The organism is Blautia sp. HCP3S3_C12 (assembly GCF_052064155.1).
Classification (GTDB): Bacteria; Bacillota; Clostridia; order Lachnospirales; family Lachnospiraceae; genus Blautia_A.
Genome location: NZ_JBQHWC010000008.1, coordinates 1 through 25,058 on the forward strand (window position 1 = coordinate 1; position 25,058 = coordinate 25,058).

Sequence of the window (25,058 nt, forward strand, 5' to 3'; positions counted from 1 at the left end):
TTACCACTGGAAATACAAAATGGATGATATTGAAGAGACTGAGTCTGCATCTGTTTAATATGGTACTTATTAAATGGTCGATGTACTAGATAGAAATGTGCTGCTCTTCAATATGATGTTTCTTTGCATAGCCGGTAAGAATCAGAGTGAGTGCGCCGTCTCCGGTAATATTGCAGGCAGTTCCGAAGCTGTCCTGAAGTGCAAAAATCGTGAGCATTAAAGCAGTGGCGTAATCTCCGAATTTCAGTATACCGGTGAGAAGTCCGAGAGAGGCCATGACAGTTCCACCGGGAACTCCGGGAGCACCTATGGCAAAAACTCCCAGAAGAATGCAGAAAAGAGCCATAGTCCCGGGCGCCGGTACAGCACCATACAGGATTTTGGAAATTGTCATGCAGAAAAAAACTTCTGTCAGCACAGAGCCACAGAGATGAATGTTGGCAAATAAAGGAATACCAAACTGAACCATATCCTTTCTCAGGGGCTTAGCTTTTCCAGCACACTGAAGTGCTACGGCAAGGGTGGCTGCTGAGGACATGGTGCCTATTGCAGTAAGATAGGCGGGAACATAGTGGCGTATAACTTTCAGAGGATTTTCTCTGGCATAGATTCCGGCAGCAGTATACAGGAGAAACAGCCAGATAAAATGACCCAGTAATACAATGACAATAACTTTCAGGAATACAGGAAGCTGTCTGGTAATAGTTCCTTCGTAAGCCAGAGAACAGAAGGTCAGTCCAATGAACAGAGGAAGGATCGGAATAAGGATCCGGGATACCAGGGAAAGAACAATATTCTGAAATTCCTTCAGCAGGGAAGTCATCAGCTGTGCTTTGGTCCATGCAGAAGCCAGACCCAGCATAACAGCCAGAACCAGAGCACTCATGACAGGCATGATCTGTGGAATAGAAAGCTGAAAAATCACATCAGGAAGACTTCTCAGGCTGTCTGCACTGGAGCGGATAGATAAATGTGGAATCAGCAGGTAGCCTGAAGCTGTAGAGAATAAAGCTGCCCCTATGGAAGAAAAATAGGCGATAAAGACAGCAATCCCCAACATGCGGGAAGCATTGTTACCAAGCTGGGTTATGGATGGGGCGATAAAACCGATAATGATCAGAGGAACACAGAAATTGATCAACTGCCCCAGAATATATTTCAGAGTTACGATAACATTTAATGCAGTCGTGGTGAAGGCGGATTCAGAGTTGAAATTTAAAAGCAGGCCGAATCCCATACCCAAGGCTACACTAACCAGAAGCTTAAATGGCAGACTATATAAAAATTTGCTTTTTTTCATAAAAATACCTCCTTTTAAGACAATTATAATATGAAATCGAAAAATCTACAATGGCTGATTGATACTTGCAAGTTTTTGCCAAATCGTGTATATTAAAGGATAGTATAGCATTGAAAAATGCAAAAGGAGGATTACTTACTTATGAAAAAATCACTTTTGCTGGTTCTGGTATTGGGCCTGGCTTTTGCAGCTTCCGGCTGTGGATTTGATCCTACCATTGATTCCAGTGTTATGATCGTAAAAGTTACCCCTACACCGGAGGTGACCCCTACACCGGAAGTGACACCTACACCGGAGGCAACTCCCATACCGGAGGTGACCACAGAGCAGACTGCCAGTGGGGTAAAGGTTGAGGTGAAAAACGGTACCTATTATGCAGCTTCTGAATTGAATCTTCGCTCAGATGCAAGTGCAGATGCAGAACTGGTGACAAGTGTAGCAGCTGGTACAACCTTAAACAGCACGGGGGTATGTGAGAATGGATGGATTCGTGTAGATTACAATGGACAGGTATGTTATGCAAGCGGTGACTTTGTAACAACTACAGCACCTGAAGGAACTCAGGACGGATCAGCAGACCAGGCAGCAGCACAGGATGAGTACGCAGAGCAGTAATCAATAAAAAACAAAATTATAAAATAAAAAGAGGAAGCGCATTGTGACGGAATGCGTTTCCTCTTTTTTAATCCAAACAAACAAGTAGGGAAGCGGATGATTTTATCCTCTTGACTTGGAACAACCGGATTATTGTGGGTAAACCAGCCTGTCCGGTTTGATATCGTAAAGTACTTCTTTCAGAAACTTTCCGGCCAGATATTTTGCCATTGGAAGATTCATATCCAGATAATTACCGCAATCTTTTGCAGCGGCACCGGGGACTTCTCCCTCAAAATCACGGATGAACTCAAAGGTCTCGGTCATCAGGGGTACAATATCACTGGATTCATAGTCTCCAATTAGCAGGAGATAATTGCCGGTGCGGCATCCCATTGGTCCCCAGTAAAGCATTTTTGACCCGAATTCTGGGTGGTTCCTGAGAAATGTGGCAGCCAGATGCTCGATGGTATGAAGCTCTGCTGTATTCATGACAGGCTCTTGGTTTGGGGAGGTCATACGGATATCAAAGGTAGTGACCACGCTGTCACCTGCTTTATCCTTGCGGGAGACATAAATACCGGGCTGTAATTTAATATGATCTATGGTGAAACTTGTTATTTTTTCCATTTGGATTCCTCACTTTCCTATATGATACGATGGTCACAGGCGATATGCCTGTTTTGTCGCTTTTTATTGTAGCAGTCCCTGGGATTTATTTCAAGAGCCTACTTTTTGACTCTAACATCATTATATACGCATGAAAAATATGTGAAAAGAGTTGTTTTTTTTTAATGATACGTTATAATGCAATAAGGAAGCCTGGCGATTTCACAGTAAAACCGGGTATGAAAAAATAGTAAGAATCGGAGGTATAGATTTATGAAGAGAAAATTACTGGCAGCACTTTGTATTACAGCTATGTCAGCAGGACTGCTTGCAGGCTGCGGAAGCAGTGAAAAGGCAGAAGATACATCAAAATCACAGGAAACATCTGCAGAAGATACTTCTGAGCAGGAAAGTAAAACGGATACAAAAACAGAATCCGGGACATCAGACAGTGATGAGGCTGTAAGCGAGAAGGAAGCAGAAGAGGCAGGCTTCTCCGATGGTTCAGAAAGCGAATCAGCAGACAGTTCAGATACTGAAAGCAAGGATGCAGATAAGGAGAGCGCAGATGCTGCGCAGGGAGTACTTCTGGATACCTCAAAAGAGCTTACAGGAACACATCATGCAGAGATAGAGGTCAAGGATTACGGTACCATTGAGGTAGAGCTGGATGCAGATTCTGCACCTGTTACAGTGACAAATTTTGTAAAGCTTGCCCAGGATGGATTTTATGACGGACTTACTTTCCATCGTATTATTGAGGGATTTATGATCCAGGGCGGAGACCCTAATGGAGATGGAACCGGTGGATCTGATGAGAACATCAAGGGAGAATTCAGCAACAATGGCGTGGAAAATAATATTTCCCATACAAGAGGAACTATTTCCATGGCAAGAGCCCAGGACCCGGACAGTGGAAGCTCTCAGTTCTTTATTGTACAGGCAGACAGCACCTTCCTGGATGGGGATTATGCCGGATTCGGACATGTAACAGAGGGTATGGATATTGTGGATAAGATTTGTGAGGATGCAAAACCTACAGATGATAATGGAACCATTTCAAAAGAGGAGCAGCCTGTGATCGAGAAAGTTACGATTATAGACTGATGGAGAATTTGAAAATGCTTGAGGGAAAAACTGTATTACTGGGTGTGACGGGCAGCATTGCGGCATATAAGATCGCCAGTCTGGCCAGCGCATTAAAGAAGCGTCATGCAGATGTGCATGTACTGATGACAGAAAACGCTACAAATTTTATCAATCCCATTACTTTTGAAACTCTCACAGGAAATAAATGCCTGGTAGACACCTTTGACCGGAATTTTCAGTTTCAGGTAGAGCATATATCCATTGCAAAGAAGGCAGACCTAGTGATGATCGCACCGGCAAGCGCAAATGTGATTGGCAAGCTGGCTCATGGGATTGCAGATGATATGCTTACCACCACGATCATGGCATGTAAATGTAAGAAATTCATTTCACCAGCCATGAATACAAATATGTTTAAAAACCCTGTTGTACAGGATAACCTTAAAATTCTGGAGCATTATGGATATGAAGTGATCGCACCGGCAAACGGATATCTGGCATGTGGTGATACAGGTGCGGGCAAGATGCCTGAACCAGAGACATTGCTTGCTTATATTGAAAGAGAAACTGCCTGTGAAAAGGATCTGAAGGGTAAAAAAATTTTGGTAACAGCAGGTCCGACACAGGAGGCAATTGACCCTGTGCGATATATCACGAATCATTCTTCCGGAAAAATGGGATATGCAATTGCGAAAATTGCCATGCTTCGTGGCGCAGATGTTACGCTGGTGAGTGGATGCACTGCTATCGAGCCGCCAATGTTTGTAAATCTGGTACCTGTTGTGACTGCAAAGGATATGTATGAAGCAGTGACTTCTATCAGTAATGAACAGGATATTATCATTAAAGCGGCGGCAGTTGCGGATTATCGCCCTGCAAATGTCAGCGACGAGAAAGTCAAGAAGAGAGAGGGACAGATGTCCATAGAATTGGAGAGAACAGATGATATTCTGAAATATCTGGGAGAACATAAGCCAACGGGACAGTTTTTGTGTGGATTTTCCATGGAAACCCAAAATGTGATCGAGAATTCCAGAGCAAAGCTGGTAAAGAAAAACTTGGATATGGTTGCAGCAAACAATGTAAAAGTAGAGGGTGCCGGATTCCAGGGAGACACAAATGTACTAACATTGATCACCCGGGAAGAGGAAATTTCACTTCCTCTTATGACAAAAGAAGGTGCGGCTGGCAGACTTCTGGATAAAATTCTGGTTATGACAGCGGGCAGCAAATAAAGAAAAGGATAGAAAGGGAGGCTGTTGCACAAAAGAGATTTGCGGCAGTCTCTTTTCATGTTATATAATTTATAGTAAATTGTAAAAAAGATAAGGAAATGACAGAATGATTTTAGCAATTGATATAGGAAATACGAACATTGTAGTTGGATGTATAGATGAAGAAAAGATTTATTTTACAGAGCGGCTTTCGACAGTGCACACAAAGACAGAGCTGGAGTATGCGGTAGATCTTAAAACTGTACTGGATATTTATCATATAAAACGGACAGACATTGAGGGGTGCATTATTTCTTCTGTTGTGCCTCAGATTACAGATATTGCAAAACTGGCAGCAGAGAAAATTCTGAAAAAAGAGGTTATGGTGCTGGGGCCTGGTGTAAAGACTGGTTTGAATATTGTGATGGATAATCCGGGACAGCTGGGAGCTGATCTGGTGGCTGATGCGGTGGCAGGACTGGCTAGCTATCCGGTTCCTCTTGTGGTGATCGATATGGGCACTGCTACTACAATATCAGTGGTGAACAGCAAGAAACAATATGTAGGTGGTATGATCATGCCAGGTGTGGGAATTTCTTTGGATGCGCTCACTGCCAGAGCTTCCCAGCTTAGTGGAATCAGCATCGATGCACCCAGACATATTATCGGAAAAAATACAATTGAGTGTATGAAAAGTGGGGTGCTTTATAGCAATGCGGCGGCTTTGGACGGAATTATTGACCGCATAGAAGAAGAACTTGGAGAAAAAACAACTGTGATTGCTACCGGCGGTCTGGCAAAGAAGATTGTGCCTCACTGCAGAAAGGAAATCATCCTGGATGAAGAACTGCTTCTCAAGGGCTTGATGTTGATTTACAGGAAAAATAAATAATTCGGGTAAAGTAAAAAAGAGGAATTGACGAAAATGGAAGAACAGCAACATATTTTCACGAACAAAATGCTCCGAACCCTGTTGATACCGGTTATTTTTGAACAGGTACTGAATTCCCTGATGGGAACTGTGGATACCATGATGGTCAGCAATGTAGGCTCTGCTGCAATATCCGCGGTATCTCTGGTGGATTCCATCAATGTATTGGTGATCCAGGCGTTCTCGGCGCTGGCAGCAGGCGGTGCAATCCTCTGTTCACAGTACATAGGTCAGAAAAATCATGAAATGGCAAATAAATCAGCAAGACAGGTATTATTTATCATTACTGCCATATCCGTAGCAGTGACTGCTCTGTGCCTGCTGTTTCGTGTGCTGCTGTTAAAACTGATATTCGGAAAAGTAGAAGCAGATGTTATGACTGCCTCTCAGGTGTATTTCTTCTATACGGCATTATCCTTCCCATTTATAGCACTTTATGATGCGGGAGCATCCATATTCCGGTCCCAGGGAAATACCAGAGGGCCAATGACAGTATCGGTTATTTCAAATGTGATTAATATCGGCGGAAATGCGGCGCTGATCTGGGGATTCAATATGGGAGTGGCAGGAGCTGCCATCGCAACTCTTGCATCCAGAGTCTTCTGTGCTGTAGTGGTACTCTGGCAGCTTCGTATGGACAGACAGCCTATTGTAGTCAGAAATTACAGACAGATCCGTCCGGATGGAAAAATGATTAGAAGAGTTCTGGCTCTGGGAATCCCGTCCGGCATAGAAAACAGCATGTTTCAGCTTGGAAAGCTGGCAATACAGTCTTCCGTATCTACACTGGGGACGGTAGCCATTGCAGCTCAGGCAATGACGAATATCCTTGAGAACCTTAACGGTATTGCAGCTATCGGTGTAGGAATCGGTCTGATGACTGTAGTAGGACAGTGTCTGGGAGCGGGCAGAAAGGATGAGGCAGTTTACTATATTAAGAAATTAAGTGTTCTGGCAGAAATCATTGTTGTTGCAAGCTGTCTTTTGGTGTTTGCCTTAACCATTCCGGTCACAAAGCTGGGTGGTATGGAACCGGAAAGTGCAAGAATGTGTTTCCATATGATATCCTGGATAACGGTTGTCAAACCTATTGTATGGACTCTGGCATTTATCCCTGCCTATGGCCTCAGAGCAGCCGGAGATGTAAAATTTTCTATGATCACATCCTGTATCACTATGTGGACATTCCGTTTTTGTCTTTGTGTATATCTGATCCGTTTCAGAGGCTTCGGCCCAATGGCTGTATGGATTGGAATGTTTACTGACTGGACAGTGCGGGGAATCGTATTTTCTCTTCGCTTCCACAGCAGGAAATGGCTGAAGCATAAGGTAGTATAACAAGGCGGTATAACCATGAAATGCGTTGACTTTTACTGCTCAAAATTATATAATGATTCTCGGAAATAATTCTGGAAAAGCATTACAGGAAGTCAGGTGAAATTCCTGCGCAAGTCCGTTACTGTAACAGCCAGATACTGTCTGCTTTTCATTGTAGAGAGGAAATATGATCTGCGGCAACCAGAGGATATTTCGGGAAAAGAACTTTCAGGAGGGATTTTGTTGCACACAGAAATCCCTCCTTTTTATGTATAGCAATGCTGTGGAGTAATCTGCAGACAGAATGTGACAACAATGCAGCAAGGGAGGCGTCATGAAAAACGGACTGGAAGATTACTACGTGATACGTGGCAATAAAAAAATGAGGTTTGGCTATACAACAGGCTCCTGCGCAGCAGCTGCATGTAAGGGTGCTGCAGAGATCCTGCTGGGTGGTGTCATGCAGAAGGCTGTCACCTTGATGACTCCTAAGGGAATCCTGCTTACACTGGAACTGAAAGATATCCGAATTGAAGAGGATAGAGTGACCTGTGCAATTCAGAAGGATGCAGGAGATGATCCAGATACTACCAATGGAATTCTGGTCTATGCCACAGTGCAGAAGACAAAAGAACCGGGAATCATCCTTGACGGAGGCATTGGCGTGGGAAGGGTAACAAAAGCCGGACTTTCCCAGAAAATCGGGGAAGCAGCTATTAATCCTGTGCCAAAGGCCATGATTTTGCGTGAAGCCACAGAAATCGCTGAGAAATATGATTATGAGGGTGGTCTGAAAATCATCATTTCCGTTCCTGAAGGTGTGGAAATTGCAAAGAAAACCTTTAATCCACGTCTGGGAATTGTGGGAGGAATCTCCATTCTGGGAACTTCCGGGATTGTAGAACCTATGAGCGAAGCTGCTCTTGTACAGAGCATCAATGTAGAGATGAAGCAGCATTTTTTCCAGGGAGAAGAATATCTTCTGGTAACACCGGGAAATTACGGGGCAGATTATCTGCGGGAGCATATGGATCTCCCTTATGAAAAAAATATTAAATGCAGCAATTATGTAGGTGAGACCATTGACATGGCAATTGATATGGGAGTTAAGGGAATCCTTTTCATTGCTCATATCGGAAAGTTTGTAAAAGTTGCAGCAGGAATCATGAATACCCATTCCCACAGTGCAGATGCCAGGATGGAAGTGCTGGCATCCAATGCGATCCGGGCAGGAGCATCGTTGGAGTGTGCAAAGGAAATCCTGAATGCATCTACTACAGATGAAGCAATAGACATTCTGGAAAAATATCAGATACTTCAGAAGACCATGAAAGAGATCCTGGACAGGATCCAGTTTTATTTAAATCACAGATCCTATGAGCAGATCCTTCTGGGGGCAGTGATTTTTAATAATACTTATGGGTATCTGGGGCAGACTGCAGATGCAGAGAAGCTGATAAAGCTGATTAATGCACAGAATGATGAGGCACAGTAAAGATCCTATCGCAAAGGCGATTTTAACCGAATCAAGTAAGTCCCCTGCTTCAATTGCGAAAAGCAATAAGCAGTGGGTGGGGACTTGCTTGTATCAGGAGGAGTGCAAGCTCCTTCTGATAAACTGCGGAGCAGTTATTCGGTTATGAGCAAGTAGCGAAGCGGATTGCGAATATCCGCTTGAATGGATTTTGACTCACAACTGTGAAAGTATTGAACAGTTGAAATAAATTTATAATAAGGAGAATGATAGATTATGGTACATTTCGTAGGAGCAGGTCCGGGAGCACCGGATCTTATCACAGTAAGAGGAAAACAGTATCTGGAGGAAGCAGATGTGGTGATCTATGCAGGATCACTGGTAAATCCAAAGCTTCTGGAATATACAAAGGACATCTGCACTATCCACAACAGTGCAAAAATGACACTGGAGGAAGTGATCCATGTGATCGAGAAGGCGGAAGCAGAGGGAAAGACAACTGTCCGCCTTCATACCGGAGATCCATGTATTTACGGTGCGATCCGTGAACAGATGGATATTCTGGATGAGAAAAATATCGCTTATGATTACTGTCCGGGTGTCAGTGCATTCTGCGGTGCTGCAAGTGCCCTGAATCTGGAATATACTCTGCCGGATATTTCCCAGAGTGTGATCATTACACGAATGGAAGGCAGAACTCCGGTTCCGTCCAAGGAAAGCATTCAGTCATTTGCGGCTCATCAGGCAACTATGGTTGTATTCTTAAGTACAGGAATGCTGGAAGAACTGAGCAGACGTCTTATTGAAGGCGGTTACACAGCAGAAACACCTGCAGCCATTGTATATAAGGCAACCTGGCCGGAACAGAAGACCTTCGTCTGCACAGTGGGAACACTGGCAAAAACGGCTGCAGAAAATAATATTACAAAAACTGCTCTGATGATCATCGGAGATACAGTTGTAGCAGCACACTATGACCGCTCCAAGCTGTATGATCCGGAGTTTACTACAGAATTTCGTGAAGCTGTGAAATCAAAAACACATCACTCATAGAATCTGGTAACCTTAAGGAATTGCTATCGTTTATGAGATTACTGTAAACAGGAGAAAGAGAAGGAATATAACAGTGAAGGTTGCACTTATATGCTTCAGCCTTACCGGTCAGCAGACCGGGGAGAGATTATGCCGGGGTCTGGAAGCTGCCGGTATGACAGCAGAACTGGATAAAAAAAGTAAATATCTTCCGGATTCTATTCAGATCAGTACCTCTGCATGGGCAGGAGAGAAATTTTCTGATTCAGATGCACTGATCTTTATCGGTGCCACCGGAATTGCCGTCCGCAGCATTGCGCCTTATGTAGCGTCAAAGAAGTCAGACCCTGCGGTGCTGGTCGTAGATGAGTGTGGAAAGTTTGTCATTTCCCTTCTGTCAGGACATCTGGGCGGTGCCAATGAACTGGCGCTAAAAACAGCAGAAATTCTGGATGCTATACCAGTGGTCACAACAGCCACAGACCTGCATCGTCGTTTTGCAGTAGATGTTTTTGCAAAGAAAAACAATTGCAATATCTTTAACATGAAAGCAGCAAAGGAAGTCTCTGCTGCACTTCTGGCAGGAAAGAAAGTTGGATTTTACAGTGAGTTTCCGACGGACGGCGAACTGCCAGAGGGGCTGATCCGGTGTGACGAATATGGGAATCCTGTCAACAGTACGGATGACAGATCAGAAGAGGAAACACAGAAAAGCTCTGATTTTGATGGAACAGGGACAGACTGTACGAATATAGACTGCGGAGTTGCGGTTACTGTACATACTTCCTGTAATCCTTTTATTTCTACCACACAGGTAGTTCCGAAATGTCTGACTCTGGGCATGGGCTGCAGGAAAGACAAGGATGCCCGTGGAATCGCAGAGGAAGCGCAGAAGGTGCTGGACAGATCAGGATTTTATAAAGAAGCATTTGAGCAGATTGCAAGTATCGATCTGAAGAAAGAAGAACAGGGAATCCTGTCATTGTCACAGGACTGGCAGATTCCTTTTGTGACTTATACAGAAGAAGAACTGAAACAGGTGCCTGGAGAATTTACTCCCTCACCTTTTGTAAAAAAGATCACAGGTGTGGACAATGTCTGTGAGAGAAGTGCAGTCCTTGCCAGTGGAAATGGCAGGCTGCTGCAGAGAAAAACAGGAGAAAATGGTGTGACCACAGCAGTGGCTGCCAGGGAATGGAGGATACATTTTGAGTAAAATATATGTAATCGGAATCGGACCGGGAGCTTATGACCAGATGACAGGAAAAGCGATCCGCGCCATGAATGAAAGTGATGCGATCATCGGATATACCGTATATGTAGACCTGGTGAAGGAATATTTTCCGGGAAAAGAATTTATGACTACACCAATGAAAAAGGAAGTGGACCGCTGTGTACTTGCTTTTGAAGAGGCAAAGAAAGGCAAAACTGTTTCCATGATCTGCAGCGGTGATGCAGGAGTTTACGGTATGGCAGGTCTGATGTATGAGGTTGGTGTCAATTATCCGGAAACAGAACTGGAGATCATCCCGGGTGTGACAGCTGCAACAGGTGGAGCTGCTGTTCTGGGTGCACCTCTGATCCATGACTTCTGTCTGATCAGCTTAAGCGACCTTCTCACACCATGGGAAAAGATAGAGGCAAGACTTCTGGCAGCAGCCCAGGCAGATTTTGTTGTATGTCTTTACAATCCGTCAAGTAAAAAACGTCATGATTATCTGCAGAAAGCCTGTGATCTGATGATGAAATACAAATCACCGGATTCCATCTGCGGAACCGTTTCCAATATTGCAAGAGAAGGCGAAGAAGCTCATGTAATGACATTAAAGGAACTGAGAGATACACAGGTGGATATGTTTACCACAGTATTTATCGGTAATTCTCAGACAAAGGAAATCAACAATAAGATGGTAACACCGAGGGGATATAGGAATGTATAAAGTTCTTGTTTTTGCGGGAACAACAGAAGGATACGAGATCTGCCGGTTTCTGGCAGATCATAAGATAGAGACAAAGGGATTTGTTGCCACAGAATATGGCAGCAAATCTCTTACAGAAAGTGAATTCCTCACTGTGCAGACCGGAAGACTGGATGCAACGGCCATGGAGGAGACCTTTTTACAGGAGAAACCGGAAATGGTGCTGGATGCCACTCATCCTTATGCTGCTGAGGTGACTGTAAATATCAGGACAGCCTGTGAGAATACGCAGACAGCATATTACAGGGTGCTGAGAGAAGCAGGAGAACATGAGGACAGGGCAGTATATGTGGACAGTGTTCAGGCTGCTGCAGATTATCTGGATCAGATCCAGGGAAATGTACTGCTGACAACAGGAAGCAAGGAGCTGGCCGGCTTTACAGGCATGAAGGATTATCAGAACCGTCTTTATGCAAGAGTCCTTTCTCTGCCCAATGTGATGAAAGCCTGTGCAGAGCTGGGATTTGAGGGAAAACATCTGATAGGAATGCAGGGGCCTTTTTCCAGAGAGCTGAATGCTGCAATGCTCAGACAGTATGACTGCAGATATCTGGTCACAAAGGATACAGGAAAAGCAGGGGGATTTCAGGATAAGATCGATGCTGCCCTGGAATGTGATGCAGTTCCTGTGATCATCGGGCGTCCTCTGAAGGAGGAAGGCATGTCTGTGAGAGAATGTAAGAGATTTCTTACAGAGCATTTCGGTTTAGCCCACAGACCGCACATTACATTGCTGGGAATTGGAATGGGAAGTCAAAAACTTCTCACTGTCCAGGGTAAGAACAGCCTGGATCAGGCGGATCTTCTGATCGGTGCCAGGAGGATGGTGGATTCTGTGAAACGTCCGGGACAGGATGTGTTCGTGGAATACAGAAGCCAGGAGATCAGGGATTATATTGATGCACACCCGGAGTATGACAATATTGTGATCGTCCTTTCCGGAGATGTGGGATTCTACAGCGGGGCCAGAAAACTTCTGGAAGTACTGTGTCAGGACAGTGCGGATCTGAGAGTACAGAGAAAGAACAGATCAGAGAAGGGTGAGGAAGAACGGGATAGTTCAGCACAAAATAATACAGAGATAGAGATTCAGTGCGGGATTTCCTCAGTTGTATATTTTATGTCCCAAATAGGATTGTCCTGGGATGATGCCAAAATCGTCAGTGCACATGGAAGAGGCTGTAATCTTATCTCACATATCTGTAATACAGAGAAAGTTTTTTCCATACTCGGAACTTCAGACGGTGTAGCAGTTCTGGCAGAGAAACTGGTAAAATACGGGATGGGTGATGTGATTCTTTATGTGGGAGAAAATCTGTCCTATGAAAATGAGAAGATTTTTGCAAAGCCTGCCAGCGAACTGACAGAATATAAGGGTGATCCTTTGTCCGTCATCTGTGCAGTAAATGAAAATGCAGGAACACGTCTGGAGACGCATGGGATTAGAGATGAAGAATTTATCAGAGGCAAAGCGCCTATGACAAAGGAAGAGGTGCGTACGGTATCCCTTTCCAAACTGCGATTGACTGCTGATTCCGTCTGCTATGATGTGGGCGCAGGAACAGGCTCACTGTCAGTAGAGATGGCACTTCGTGCTCATCAGGGACAGGTCTGGGCAATCGAGAAAAAGGAAGATGCAGTTGAACTGATCCAACGGAATAAGTTGAAATTTGCAGCGGATAATCTGGAGATCGTGGAAGGACTTGCACCGGAGGCTCTGAAAGATCTTCCGACACCAACCCATGCTTTTATCGGAGGCTCGTCAGGAAATCTGAAAGAGATCGTGAAGCTGCTGGTTGAAAAGAACCCTCAGGTCCGGATCGTGATCAACTGTATCACTCTTGAGACTGTGTCTGAAGCATTGGAAACAGCGAAAGAGTTTGGATTTGAAGAAAATGAAATCGTGCAGTTAAGTGCGGCACGTTCAAAGGCAATCGGACGTTATCATATGATGATGGGTGAGAATCCTATTTATATTATTACACTTCAGAATCCCGGGAAATAACAAATGATGCAGATATCAGGGATTACAAATTAACAGTTAAGGAAATACAGATTAACAGTTAATAGATTGGAATGCCCTGAAATTGTTGAAAAAATATAGGACAGAAACAGAGGAGAACAGGGATGGATATTCCAAGAATACTTCTTGCGGCAGGATCCAGCGGCAGTGGCAAAACACTGATCACCTGCGGACTTCTGCAGGCACTGGTCAATCGAAAAATGAAAGTGGCATCTTTTAAATGCGGACCGGATTATATAGATCCCATGTTTCATTCCAGAGTCATCGGGACGAAATCCCGTAATCTGGACACCTTTTTTACAGATGCCCAGACAACCCGATACCTGCTTGGGAAAAATGCAGCAGACTGTGATATTGCAGTGATGGAAGGTGTTATGGGCTATTATGACGGCGTGGGTGGAATATCCACGAAAGCAAGCGCCTATGATCTGGCAGATACCACAGATACTCCGGTCATCCTTGTGGTAAACAGCAGAGGGATGAGTATTTCCCTGGCAGCTTATATTAAAGGTTTTATGGAGTACAAAGAGAACAGTCATATCAAAGGCGTGATTTTTAACCAGATGTCCCCCATGCTTTATCCCAGAATGAAGAAGCTGGTGGAAGAACAGCTTGAGGTGGAGGTTCTTGGATATGTGCCAAAGGTAGAGGACTGCGTGATCGAGAGCCGTCATCTGGGTCTTGTGCTTCCTGAGGAGATTTCTGATCTGAAGGAACGTTTGCAGAAGCTTGCCGGAATATTGGAAGATACACTGGAGATTGACAGGATTCTTGCACTTGCCAGGCATGCAGAGGAGCTGCAGGTGCCGGAATCGCTGGTACAGAAAGACGAGACATATGGATATTGTCTGCCACAGAAGCTGCGTATCGGAGTGGCAAAGGATGAAGCCTTTTGTTTCTTTTATGAAGACAATTTCCGTCTCCTGCAGGAAATGGGTGCAGAGCTGGTTGATTTCTCACCAATTCATGATGAACATCTTCCTGCAGATCTGGATGGGCTTCTTCTCTATGGCGGTTATCCGGAATTAAATGGAGAGGCACTGGAACGCAATACATCCATGAAAGAGGAGATTGCACAGGCAGTTAAACAGGGTATGCCATGTATGGCAGAATGCGGAGGCTTTATGTATCTTCATGAGCAGATGGAGGATATGAATGGAGTGTTCCGGAAAACCTGCGGAGTGATCCCCGGAAAATGTTTCCGTACTCCCAGACTGACCAGATTTGGATATATCACATTAACTGCCGGGAAGCCTGTTTTCGGCAGAAGTGCAGAGGAGATCGGTGAGATTCCGGCTCATGAATTCCACTATTTTGATTCTGATAATTGCGGAAGTGACTTCCATGCGGCGAAGCCTTTAAGTAAAAGAGGCTGGGACTGTATACATAGCAGCAGTAATCTGCTGGCAGGATATCCTCATATCTATTATTATGGAAATCCCCAGATTCCCAGGGCTTTTCTCATGAAATGTCTGGAATATCATAACAAGGAGTTTTAAAAATATGTTATATTACAGTATGCCTGCTCTTGCTGCAGGCTTCATACTTGATCTTATGATAGGAGATCCCAGATGGCTGTATCATCCGGTATGTCTGATCGGAAATCTGATCGCATTTCTGGAAAAAATACTCCGAAAGATTTTTCCGAAAACAGATAAGGGCGAACTGGCTGCAGGTACAGTGGAAGTGATCCTTGTCTGTCTGTTAAGCGGTGGAATCCCATTTCTGATCCTGCACATTCTCTATGGAATTTCAGTATGGGCGGGATTTGCACTGGAAACCTTCTGGTGTTATCAGCTTCTGGCAACGAAATCTCTGAAAACAGAGAGCATGAAAGTCTATGACAGACTGAAAAACGGAACTTTGGATGAGGCCCGTTATGCAGTATCCATGATCGTAGGCCGTGATACCCAGTCGCTGACAGAGGAGGGGGTTACAAAGGCGGCAGTAGAAACTGTGGCAGAGAATGCTTCAGACGGTGTTATAGCACCGATGTTCTATATGGCAATCGGCGGAGTGTGGCTGATGTTTCTTTACAAAGGAATCAATACCATGGATTCCATGCTGGGTTATAAGAATGATAAATATCTGTATTTTGGTCGCTGCGCTGCAAAGCTGGATGATGTGGCCAATTATATTCCAGCCAGACTTTCAGGATGGCTGATGGTGGCAGCCTCTGCATTTGTAAAAATGGATGTGAAAAATGCAGCGAAGATCTACCGCAGAGACAGAAGAAATCACGCCAGCCCCAATTCTGCACAGACAGAGGCAGCAATGGCAGGTGCGCTGGAGGTACAGCTTGCAGGCAATGCTTACTATTTCGGAAAGCTTTATGAAAAACCAACCATCGGAGATGGAATCCGCCCTGTGGAGGTGGAGGATATCAGACGTTCCAACCGCCTGCTTTATGCAACAGCGATCCTGGGGGCTGTGATATTCCTTCTGATCGGAAGCGCGGTGCGATATTGTTTCTTTTTATAATTCCGGTAACGTGGATTGCTGAATAGTTGTTAATATAAAACATGTATAGTAAGACAGGAGACAACTGATGACAAAACATATACATGGCGGTGATGTTTATAAATATGATCACTGTCTGGATTTCTCTGCAAACTGTAATCCGCTGGGAACACCGCAGAGTGTAAAGCAGGCGATCATAGACAGTGTAGAGGACCTGAGTGATTATCCCCGTGTAGGATGCGGACCTCTGAAAGAGGCAATCGCAGATTATGAACATACAAAAAAAGAATATCTGATCTGCGGGAATGGAGCCGCAGACCTTATTTTTTCCCTCAGCAGGGCATTGAATCCAAAGAAGGCCCTTCTTCCTGCTCCTACCTTTGCGGAGTATGAACAGGCACTGATCAGTGTTGGCTGCGAAATCAGCAGATATTATCTGAAAGAGGAAAATGATTTCTGTATACAGAAAGATTATCCGGATGTTCTGAAAAGAGAAAAGCCGGATATTATTTTCCTGTGTAATCCCAATAATCCTACAGGGATCACCATACCTCAGGACCTTCTGGAAGAAATTCTGGAAACCTGTGCCATGCAGGGAATATTTATGGTAGTAGATGAGTGCTTCCTGGATTTTGTAAAAGATCCGGAGAAACATACGCTGAAGGAAAAACTGGCAAAATATCCGGGACTTTTTATTCTTAAGGCATTTACCAAAAGATATGCGATCCCCGGTGTGCGGCTGGGCTATGGATTCTGTTCGGACGGGGAAGTACTTGACCGGATGGAGGCAGTCACCCAGCCCTGGAATGTGTCTACCATGGCACAGCAGGCAGGAATGGCAGCACTGAAGGAAGCAGAATATGTGGAAGCAGGACGGCAGATCATTTTCTGTGAATCTGCATGGATGAAGGAAAAGATGAGACAGCTTGGGCTGACGGTATATCCTTCTGAAGCAAATTATATATTCTTTTACGGACCTGAGGATCTCTTTGAAAGATGTGTTGCAAAGGGAATCCTGATCCGGGACTGCAGTAACTATCCGGGGCTGAAAAAGGGATATTACCGTGTGGCAGTGAAGCTGCATGAACAGAATAAAAAGCTGATAGAGGTACTGGAAGAAGTGCTTTCATAAGTATTTATACAGGAGAAAAGGGGAAACAAAAAATGGCAAAAGCAATTATGGTGCAGGGGACAATGTCCAATGCAGGAAAAAGCCTTCTGGCAGCAGGGCTTTGCAGGATTTTTAAACAGGATGGATACAGGGTGGCACCCTTTAAATCCCAGAATATGGCACTGAACTCTTTTATTACAGAAGAGGGGCTGGAGATGGGCAGAGCTCAGGTGATGCAGGCGGAGGCAGCCGGAATTAAGCCTTCTGTGCTGATGAACCCCATTCTTCTGAAGCCTACCAATGATGTAGGCTCCCAGGTGATCGTAAACGGAGAAGTCCTGGGAACCATGAGTGCCAGAGACTATTTTAAATATAAGAAAAAGCTGGTGCCGGATATTATGAAAGCTTATGATAAACTGGCATCAGAAAATGATATCATTGTGATCGAGGGGGCCGGAAGCCCGGCGGAGATTAATCTGAAAACAGAAGATATCGTAAATATGGGAATGGCAAAGATGGCAAAGGCACCGGTGCTTTTGGTGGGAGATATTGACAGAGGTGGTGTTTTTGCACAGCTGATCGGTACAGTGGAGCTTCTGGAAGAGGATGAAAGAGAGATGGTAAAGGGTCTGATCATCAACAAATTCCGCGGCGACAAGACCATCCTTGATCCGGGAGTGCAGATGCTGGAGGAGAGAAGCCATATCCCTGTAGTGGGAGTGGCTCCGTATCTGGATATTCAGGTGGAGGATGAGGACAGCCTCACAGAAAGATTTGACAGAAAACAGGAAGTGGATCTTATTGATATTGCGGTGATCCGGGTACCAAGGATCTCCAATTTCACAGATTTTAATCCACTGGAAAGTATCCCGGGAGTTTCCCTGAGATATGTGCAGCATGTCAGTGAACTGAAAAATCCGGATATGATCATCCTTCCAGGAACAAAAAATACAATGGAAGATCTGCTGTGGATGCGGGCTAATGGTCTGGAAGCTGCAGTTTTGAAGGAAGCTGCAAAGGGTAAGATCATTTTTGGAATCTGTGGCGGTTATCAGATGTTGGGTGAGACCTTAAGTGACCCTCATCATGTGGAAGCCGGAGGAACCATCAAGGGAATGGGACTGCTTCCTATGGATACTGTTTTTGCGGAAAAGAAAACCAGAACCAGAGTTTCCGGCAGATTTCTGGAACTTGAGGGAGAGCTGCAGGCACTTTCCGGCGCAGAACTGGAGGGTTACGAGATCCATATGGGAGAAACTGTGTTAAAAGGCGAGGCCGGACACAGTGTATCCATTGAAGATCAGGTGTCAGGAGAGTGTAAGGAAGACGGTGCATACTGTAAAAATGTCTGTGGAACCTATGTCCATGGAGTTTTTGACAGGGAAGATGTGGCAGAGGCTGTTGTACGTGTCCTGGGTGAGAAAAAGGGAATCGATGTATCTCAGATGACAGGAATCGATTTTGCAGCATTTAAAGAAACCCAGTATGATATTCTGGCAGCAGAACTGAGAAAACATCTGGATATGAAGAAAATCTACGAAATTCTGGAGCAGGGAATCTGATCCGGAACTGTATGGTGAAAATCCAGATAAACCAATGAGTGATAGATGTAACTATTGTATACGGGAATTTATGGAATTTGGGAGATAAGGAATGAAAGTAGAACTGGAAAATGTAAAACCAATGGATATAGAGAAACGCAGCTTTGAGATCATCACAGAGGAACTTGGAGATAAAAAGCTGGTTCCCGGAACAGAGCTGATCGTAAAAAGATGTATTCACACAAGCGCAGACTTTGATTATGCAGAGAACCTCTGTTTCTCTGAGAATGCAGTTGAGAAAGCAATTGCTGCTATCAAAGACGGTGCCTGCATTGTGACAGATACACACATGGCAGAGTCCGGGATCAACAAGAGAGTCCTTTCCCGTTACGGCGGAGAAGTATTCTGCTTTATCTCTGATGAGGACGTAGCTGCCACAGCCAAAGCCAACGGAACCACAAGAGCTACAGCCAGCATGGATAAGGCTGCTGCCATGGGAAAGAAGCTGATCTTTGCCATCGGAAATGCCCCCACTGCGCTGGTACGTCTCTATGAACTGATTGAGGAGGGCAAGCTGGATCCTGAGCTGATCATCGGTGTGCCGGTAGGCTTTGTAAACGTGGTTCAGTCCAAGGAACTGATCATGCAGGCAGACGTACCTTATATTGTAGCCAGAGGAAGAAAGGGCGGAAGCAATGTTGCCGCATGTATCTGTAATGCATTGCTTTATATGATTGATAATAACAGAGGATACTAATTCTGTATCTGACTGATATCCTTTAACAGCTTGCATGCCGGGACGAAATCTGCCACAGGCATGGAGGAGCAGGAGAGAATCAGGGTAATCTTACCGGGAGTCTCTCTCAGAAGCTGCAGGCGCAGACCATTGGTCTGTGCCTTTTTTTGAAGCTCCTGCCAGGTAAGAGTTGTGGACAGAGTCAGGGCCAGGCTGGTACCTGCGGCTCCGGTCTGGATCTGGGAATCTTTTCCAAATACTTCCCGCACAGCACTGCGGAGTGCTTTCAGCTTTACAGAATACAGACGTTTCAGCTTACGGGTCTGTGCTGACAAGTGACCATCCCGGATAAATTGGCACAGAGCAATCTGCTCTGTTTTTGATGCTGTCTGATTATATTGGGCTGCTTTTTTTCTGTACAGTACAGACAGCTCCGGAGGAAGGACCATAAAGCTGATACGGATGGAGGGCAGCAGAAGTCTGGAAAAGGTTCCCAGATACACCACATTCTGACCGCCTGCCAGACCAAAAAGAGAAGGGGTAGGCTTCTGCAGATACACAAATTCATTTTCAAAATCATCCTCAATGACCAGACTGCCATGTGCAGCAGAGTAATTCACCAGCTCCAGGCGTCTGGAAACAGGCATAATATCACCCCATTTTGTCATATGTGCAGGAGAAACATAAATAATATCACAATCCTTATTCCTGTAATCTACCTGAAATCCATAGTCATGAAATACAGTGCTTCCTTGTACAAAAGAAGGATTGGGGAAAGAAACAGTCTGGCGTTGCTCAAGGAGCGGGCAGAGGATGTGCAAAAGACTCTGAATACCTGCACCGATCACAATATCCTCCCTACTGCACAGCACGTTTCTACGTTCTCTCACATAATCGGCAAGTGTATCTCTCAGGTCAGCCTCACCCTGAGGCTCTCCATAAGACAGTAATCTTTCATCCTGGCGAAGAGCGCTTTTGATATAACGTCTCCAAAGGTCAAAACGGAAACTCTCCCGATCTACTCCTGAAGAAGCAAAATCAAACCGGCAAGGTGTCTGAGCATGTTTCTCTGTTTTTCTGACAGATGTGTGTTGTCTGTCAGCTATATCTGTCACATAGTATCCGCTCTGGGCTTTGGAAATAATATATCCCTCCGCAGCCAGCTGAAGATAGGCATTTTCAATGGTGGTGCGGCTCAGCTTCAGTTCCTGCGAACATTTTCGAAGAGAGGGCATCCTGCTTCCGGGCGGGAGCTTTTTCTCCATGATCAGTTCCCTGTAATAGTGGAACACCTCCAGATACAGGTGCTCCTTTTTTTTATTCTTATCTAAAATCAATTCCATATGTAAAACTCCGATCCTTCAAACATGCTGATGGCATTCTTGAATTGCTATAGGGTTAAAAATAAACTGACCCTTAAAAAAACATTAAATCTGGCTATATTCATATATCCACTGTGATGCTATATTAATACAAAGCATAAAAGAAAGCAAGAGGAATAAAAAATTGAAAAAAATTGCAGTAATTCATGATCTGTCCGGTCTGGGAAAATGCTCTCTTACAGCGGCGATTCCTGTAATTTCCGCCATGGGAGTCCAGGCTTGTCCGCTGCCCACCGCAATATTGAGTAATCAGACAGGATATGGATCTTATTTCTGGGATGATTATACAGACCGGATGGAACTGATCATGGATGAGTGGAAAAAAACGGGATTTACACCGGATGGTGTTTATACAGGATTTCTGGGAGATGCCAGACAGGTGGATCTGATCCTGAAATTTGTAGATATGTTCTGCACAGAGGGAACACATATCCTGGTTGATCCGGTTATGGGAGACAGAGGGGAAACATACAAAACCTATTCAGAGACTCTCTGTGAAAAAATGCGGACTCTGGTCAGAGAAGCTACAGTGATTACGCCGAACCTGACAGAGGCACTTCTTCTTCTGTATGGAGAAGAGGGGATGAAAGAAAGAATGAAAGCACTTTCTGATATGGAAGAAACACAGTTGCTTAAGGAAATTGAAAAATCTGGAAGAGATCTGACTCTGCGTTTTGGGCTGGAATCAGTTGTGATCACAGGAGTAGAGGTGTCCGGCAGTGACGGCAGAGCGAAAATGGGAAATCTGGTTCTGGAAAAAGAAAAAGCGGACTGGTGTTTTTCTGTAAAAGAGGGTGGCAGCTATTCCGGAACAGGAGATCTTCTGGCATCTGTTCTGAGTGCGGGAATGGTGAGAGGGATTCCCATGAAAGCATGTGTGGAGAAGGCTGTTGAATTTCTGGGTGGAGCTATTCACGATGCAGTGGAAGAAGGAACTGACAGAAATGATGGAGTCTGCTTTGAAAAATATCTGGGGATACTGACACAGATATAAGACAGGAAATCATAGATACTAAATGCCGGACAGTTAAGTAAAATATATAACAGGAGGGATCATATTATGTCTGAATTAACAGCAAAAGAAAACATCAAAACAGCCGACACAGTGAAAAGGATCACAGCCACAGCGGTAATGGCAGCATTGACTACTTTAATGACAGCTTATATCTTCCACATTCCGGTAGGGGTGAACGGAGGATATGTACATCTGGGAGATACTATGATCTATCTGGCAGCAGCGTTTCTGCCATTGCCTTACGCATGTGCGGCAGGAGCGATCGGAGGTGGCCTGGCAGATCTTCTGACAGCACCTGTATGGGCGCCTGCAACCATAATTATCAAAATGCTGATCTGTCTTCCGTTTTCTTCTAAGGGAACAAAGCTGATCACAAAGAGAAATGTAGTTGCATTACTTCTTGCATTCGCCATCTCAGCAACAGGATACTATATTGCAGAAGGAATTATGTTTGGATTTACAGCATCCTTCTTTACTTCTGTCAGTGGAAGCATTGTACAGTCAGGGGGAAGTGCCATTATGTTTGTGATCATCGGTACTGCACTTGATAAAATCGGATTTAAGACTAATATTGCGAAATAATAGGAAAAATAAAATAACTGAAGTTAACCGGATCAAGTAGCGAAGCGGATGATTTTATCCGCTTGAAACTGAGGAGAATATAAAATGACAACAGATATCATATACAGATATAAAAACCAGATATATTTTAACATTACCAATAAATGTCCATGCAGATGCACTTTCTGCATCCGAAATACAGAGGATGCCATCGGTGAGGCATCCAATCTCTGGTTTGAACATGAACCAGCATTGGAAGAGATTTACAAAGCCATTGATGAGTTTGATTTTTCAGACTGCAATGAAGTGGTTTTCTGCGGATACGGAGAACCGACCATGGCTCTTGAGAACCTTATAGCAGTAAGCAAATATATCAGGGAAAGATACCCATTCCGGATCAGGCTGAATACCAACGGATTATCTGATCTGATTCACAAACGTTCTACTGCAGAAGAAATCTGTCAGGCTGTAGACAGTATATCCATCAGCCTGAATATGCCGGATGCAGCTTCCTACAATGAAGTAGTCCGTCCTGCATACGGCGAGAAATCCTTTGATGCCATGTTGAAATTTGCAAGAGACTGTAAGCAGTATCTTGATGATGTACGCTTCACAGTTGTAGATGTGATCGGCGAGGAAAAAGTAGAGCAGAGCAAAATCCTGGCTGCTCAGAATGGGATTCCGTTAAGAGTGAGAAAATATTCACCGTGATACAGAATAGAAAGTTTCTGTTTTTGACTTTTGAGTTTGTCTGAAAACTACAGCAGTCATGCACCTTACCGTGCGTGGCTGCTTATTTTTTATATTATAGGAAATTACTCCGTAATGTTTCTATAACATAAAAAGCCTTCCGGGCAGGATGAAGTCCCCTTCTTCGAAAATTGCAAAAAGTAATAAGTAATAAGCAATAAGCAATAAGCAATAAGAGAGTGCACTTGACATATGATATTCTTTATACTATATTATATTTAACAATTAGGTTAAATGTTAAATGAAAGGATGTGATGAACTATTGGGATTACAGGATACATTGAAAGCACTGGCAGATCCAATACGACGTGAGATTCTAAATTTGTTAAAGGGCGGACGGCTTTCAGCAGGAGAGATATGTGAACATTTTTCAGTGACGGGGGCGTCCATATCCAGACATCTGGCAATATTAAAGGATGCTGATCTGATCAGGAGCAAAAGGGAAGGAAAATTTATTTATTACGAACTAAATACTTCTGTATTGGAGGATGTTATGTTGTGGATCACAGACTTAAAGGGGGTATCGGATTATGAAGGAAATGATTAAAAAATATAAAGGTACATTGATCTGTTCTGTACTGGTAATGCTTGCAGGAATTTTGGTGGGTTTTACGATGGCGCAGAGCATATGGATAAACGTGTTTTTTGTAGTGACAGATTGTATACTGGTGACAATCATCTTTTATGACAACAGGAACAGACAGCAGAGCAGCAAGGTTATAGGGATGATCATATGGATGATACCTGTTACCGCGTTAATCTATAATGGTATGGCAAGACTGATCAGTATGGATGCGGACAGTGAGAATCTGTTTATGGCAGTAATTTACTTTGGAACAGGATTACTGTTTATGATCATAGGAAATTATTTGCCAAAGGTGAAACAGAATAACACCATAGGAATCAGGGTTGTATGGACATTGCAGGATGAAGAAAACTGGAGTGCAACTCATAGATTCAGTGGAAAATTATGGGTGGCATCAGGTGTCTTATGTATGCTTTGCGGCCTTTTTGGAGAAAGCATTGCTGCTTTGGTTTTGTATATTGTGAGCATTATGGCTGCTGCAATTGTCAGCATTCTTTATTCTTATCTTTTTTATAAGAAAAAAATGGCAGCCGGAGAAAAATTAAAAATCCAGTATAACAAGAAGACAATCGTGATATATGTAATCGTATCAGTTTTTGTCGTAATATTTACTATATGGACTTTGTTCTGGGGTGGTATTGATATCAGTTTCCATGATAATGATTTTACTGTTGAGGCACAGGGATGGAGTGATTATACAGTGGATTATGAGCAGATTGACAGTATCTCATACAAAGAAAATTCATTTCAAAATTGGAATGACCGCAGAACAAATGGTATGGGAAACCTGAAGTATGGTATGGGAAATTTCAGAAATGATATTTATGGAGATTATATCCGCTACACCCATGCATCCTGCCACTCATATGTAGTTATGGATATAGGCGGAAAAATATTGGTGGTAAATGGCGCAGATGAATCAGAAACAAAGAAAATTTATGACACTCTCAGAGAGAAATGTCAGATGAATTAGTGTGTATTTAATTATAAAAAATAACCTTTTTGTATGTATGGCTGGTGCTGTAAGAGTACAAAAAGGTCATTTTTATAGAAAAAAGATTCTTCTGATAATAATAAATCATTTATTTCTAACAACCGTAGCAAGAATTCCCTCACCTATAGGTGAGGGGATGAATTGCACATTCGAGCATGTCTGCTCAAATTCATAAAAAATCGCAAAAACACTTGTTCTGATACAATAAATATATTATAATAGAAAAAAGAACAATATGCTCTTGAAATTTGGACGGTCGAAATAAGTAATAAGTGAGTGTACATAATGAGTTTAGATAATAATTCTCATTCAGTGTTTTTGTTTGATTCTGGTTATGAAATATAGCAGAAAGATGCTGGA

General features: G+C 43.8%; 23 protein-coding genes. 20 read left to right on the forward strand and 3 right to left on the reverse strand.

All coding sequences use genetic code 11. The features are described 5' to 3' along the window. Positions 1–85: 85 nt before the first annotated feature. Positions 86–1,300, reverse strand: a complete 1,215-nt coding sequence (locus tag ACTNDS_RS08310) for a dicarboxylate/amino acid:cation symporter (protein ID WP_441034973.1) — start codon at positions 1,298–1,300, stop codon at positions 86–88. Between the two features lie 141 nt (positions 1,301–1,441). Here ACTNDS_RS08310 and ACTNDS_RS08315 point away from each other — a divergent pair, with 141 nt between their 5' ends. Continuing rightward, positions 1,442–1,915 (forward strand): SH3 domain-containing protein, encoded by a 474-nt coding sequence (locus tag ACTNDS_RS08315; RefSeq protein ID WP_441034975.1) that lies wholly within the window; start codon positions 1,442–1,444, stop codon positions 1,913–1,915. A gap of 129 nt (positions 1,916–2,044) precedes the next feature. Here ACTNDS_RS08315 and ACTNDS_RS08320 read toward each other — a convergent pair whose 3' ends face one another. Next, positions 2,045–2,524, reverse strand: coding sequence for an S-ribosylhomocysteine lyase (locus ACTNDS_RS08320; RefSeq protein WP_441034976.1), 480 nt, complete (start codon positions 2,522–2,524; stop codon positions 2,045–2,047). 252 nt (positions 2,525–2,776) lie between these two features. Between ACTNDS_RS08320 and ACTNDS_RS08325 the strand changes: the two genes are divergently transcribed. From ACTNDS_RS08325 to ACTNDS_RS08390, 14 genes are all read left to right on the forward strand, one after another. Next, positions 2,777–3,610 (forward strand): peptidylprolyl isomerase, encoded by an 834-nt coding sequence (locus tag ACTNDS_RS08325; RefSeq protein ID WP_441034977.1) that lies wholly within the window; start codon positions 2,777–2,779, stop codon positions 3,608–3,610. A 14-nt stretch (positions 3,611–3,624) separates the two neighbouring features. Then, positions 3,625–4,827, forward strand: coding sequence for a bifunctional phosphopantothenoylcysteine decarboxylase/phosphopantothenate--cysteine ligase CoaBC (coaBC, locus tag ACTNDS_RS08330; RefSeq protein WP_441034979.1), 1,203 nt, complete (start codon positions 3,625–3,627; stop codon positions 4,825–4,827). A gap of 106 nt (positions 4,828–4,933) precedes the next feature. Next, positions 4,934–5,698, forward strand: coding sequence for a type III pantothenate kinase (locus ACTNDS_RS08335; protein WP_441034981.1), 765 nt, complete (start codon positions 4,934–4,936; stop codon positions 5,696–5,698). Positions 5,699–5,731: 33 nt separating this feature from the next. Further along, a complete protein-coding gene (locus tag ACTNDS_RS08340) occupies positions 5,732–7,075 on the forward strand; it encodes an MATE family efflux transporter (RefSeq protein ID WP_441034982.1) in 1,344 nt (447 codons plus the stop codon). A 313-nt stretch (positions 7,076–7,388) separates the two neighbouring features. Then, positions 7,389–8,549 carry a cobalt-precorrin-5B (C(1))-methyltransferase CbiD gene (cbiD, locus tag ACTNDS_RS08345; RefSeq protein WP_441034984.1) on the forward strand — a complete coding sequence of 387 codons (1,161 nt, stop codon included), beginning with the start codon at positions 7,389–7,391 and terminating at the stop codon, positions 8,547–8,549. Positions 8,550–8,804: 255 nt separating this feature from the next. After that, positions 8,805–9,581: a precorrin-4 C(11)-methyltransferase gene (gene cobM / locus ACTNDS_RS08350; protein ID WP_441034986.1), complete on the forward strand. Its 777-nt coding sequence runs from the start codon at positions 8,805–8,807 to the stop codon at positions 9,579–9,581. A gap of 73 nt (positions 9,582–9,654) precedes the next feature. Next, complete coding sequence (locus ACTNDS_RS08355; RefSeq protein WP_441034987.1) at positions 9,655–10,776, forward strand: cobalt-precorrin 5A hydrolase; 1,122 nt, start codon at positions 9,655–9,657, stop codon at positions 10,774–10,776. Continuing rightward, positions 10,769–11,500 (forward strand): precorrin-3B C(17)-methyltransferase, encoded by a 732-nt coding sequence (cobJ, locus tag ACTNDS_RS08360; RefSeq protein WP_441034989.1) that lies wholly within the window; start codon positions 10,769–10,771, stop codon positions 11,498–11,500. The genes ACTNDS_RS08355 and cobJ overlap by 8 nt, the downstream gene beginning before the upstream one ends. Then, positions 11,493–13,544: a precorrin-6A reductase gene (gene cobK / locus ACTNDS_RS08365; RefSeq protein ID WP_441034991.1), complete on the forward strand. Its 2,052-nt coding sequence runs from the start codon at positions 11,493–11,495 to the stop codon at positions 13,542–13,544. Before cobJ ends, cobK begins: the two co-directional genes overlap by 8 nt. A gap of 122 nt (positions 13,545–13,666) precedes the next feature. Then, positions 13,667–15,061: a cobyrinate a,c-diamide synthase gene (locus ACTNDS_RS08370; RefSeq protein WP_441034992.1), complete on the forward strand. Its 1,395-nt coding sequence runs from the start codon at positions 13,667–13,669 to the stop codon at positions 15,059–15,061. Between the two features lie 4 nt (positions 15,062–15,065). Continuing rightward, positions 15,066–16,043: an adenosylcobinamide-phosphate synthase CbiB gene (gene cbiB, locus ACTNDS_RS08375; protein WP_441034994.1), complete on the forward strand. Its 978-nt coding sequence runs from the start codon at positions 15,066–15,068 to the stop codon at positions 16,041–16,043. A gap of 67 nt (positions 16,044–16,110) precedes the next feature. Then, on the forward strand, positions 16,111–17,154 hold the full coding sequence (locus tag ACTNDS_RS08380; protein ID WP_441034996.1) for a pyridoxal phosphate-dependent aminotransferase: 1,044 nt from the start codon (positions 16,111–16,113) through the stop codon (positions 17,152–17,154). A 32-nt stretch (positions 17,155–17,186) separates the two neighbouring features. Continuing rightward, positions 17,187–18,695 carry a cobyric acid synthase gene (locus ACTNDS_RS08385; RefSeq protein ID WP_055152915.1) on the forward strand — a complete coding sequence of 503 codons (1,509 nt, stop codon included), beginning with the start codon at positions 17,187–17,189 and terminating at the stop codon, positions 18,693–18,695. Between the two features lie 91 nt (positions 18,696–18,786). Beyond that, positions 18,787–19,431, forward strand: coding sequence for a precorrin-8X methylmutase (locus ACTNDS_RS08390; protein WP_118758894.1), 645 nt, complete (start codon positions 18,787–18,789; stop codon positions 19,429–19,431). Here the strand turns inward: ACTNDS_RS08390 and pdxR are convergent. Continuing rightward, entirely contained in the window at positions 19,428–20,753 is a 1,326-nt protein-coding gene (gene pdxR / locus ACTNDS_RS08395; RefSeq protein ID WP_441034998.1) for a MocR-like pyridoxine biosynthesis transcription factor PdxR, read from the reverse strand. The two genes, ACTNDS_RS08390 and pdxR, sit on opposite strands and share 4 nt — an antisense overlap. A 163-nt stretch (positions 20,754–20,916) precedes the next feature. Here pdxR and ACTNDS_RS08400 point away from each other — a divergent pair, with 163 nt between their 5' ends. From ACTNDS_RS08400 to ACTNDS_RS08420, 5 genes are all read left to right on the forward strand, one after another. After that, positions 20,917–21,786, forward strand: a complete 870-nt coding sequence (locus tag ACTNDS_RS08400) for a pyridoxamine kinase (RefSeq protein WP_441035000.1) — start codon at positions 20,917–20,919, stop codon at positions 21,784–21,786. Between the two features lie 66 nt (positions 21,787–21,852). Further along, the gene (locus tag ACTNDS_RS08405; protein ID WP_441035002.1) at positions 21,853–22,389 is read left to right on the forward strand and encodes a TIGR04002 family protein; all 537 of its coding nucleotides are present in this window, start codon (positions 21,853–21,855) and stop codon (positions 22,387–22,389) included. Between the two features lie 84 nt (positions 22,390–22,473). Beyond that, complete coding sequence (locus ACTNDS_RS08410; RefSeq protein ID WP_441035004.1) at positions 22,474–23,079, forward strand: TIGR04100 family radical SAM protein; 606 nt, start codon at positions 22,474–22,476, stop codon at positions 23,077–23,079. A 280-nt stretch (positions 23,080–23,359) separates the two neighbouring features. Next, a complete protein-coding gene (locus ACTNDS_RS08415; RefSeq protein WP_196801867.1) occupies positions 23,360–23,665 on the forward strand; it encodes an autorepressor SdpR family transcription factor in 306 nt (101 codons plus the stop codon). Then, complete coding sequence (locus ACTNDS_RS08420; protein ID WP_441035006.1) at positions 23,649–24,677, forward strand: SdpI family protein; 1,029 nt, start codon at positions 23,649–23,651, stop codon at positions 24,675–24,677. Before ACTNDS_RS08415 ends, ACTNDS_RS08420 begins: the two co-directional genes overlap by 17 nt. Positions 24,678–25,058 lie beyond the last annotated feature (381 nt).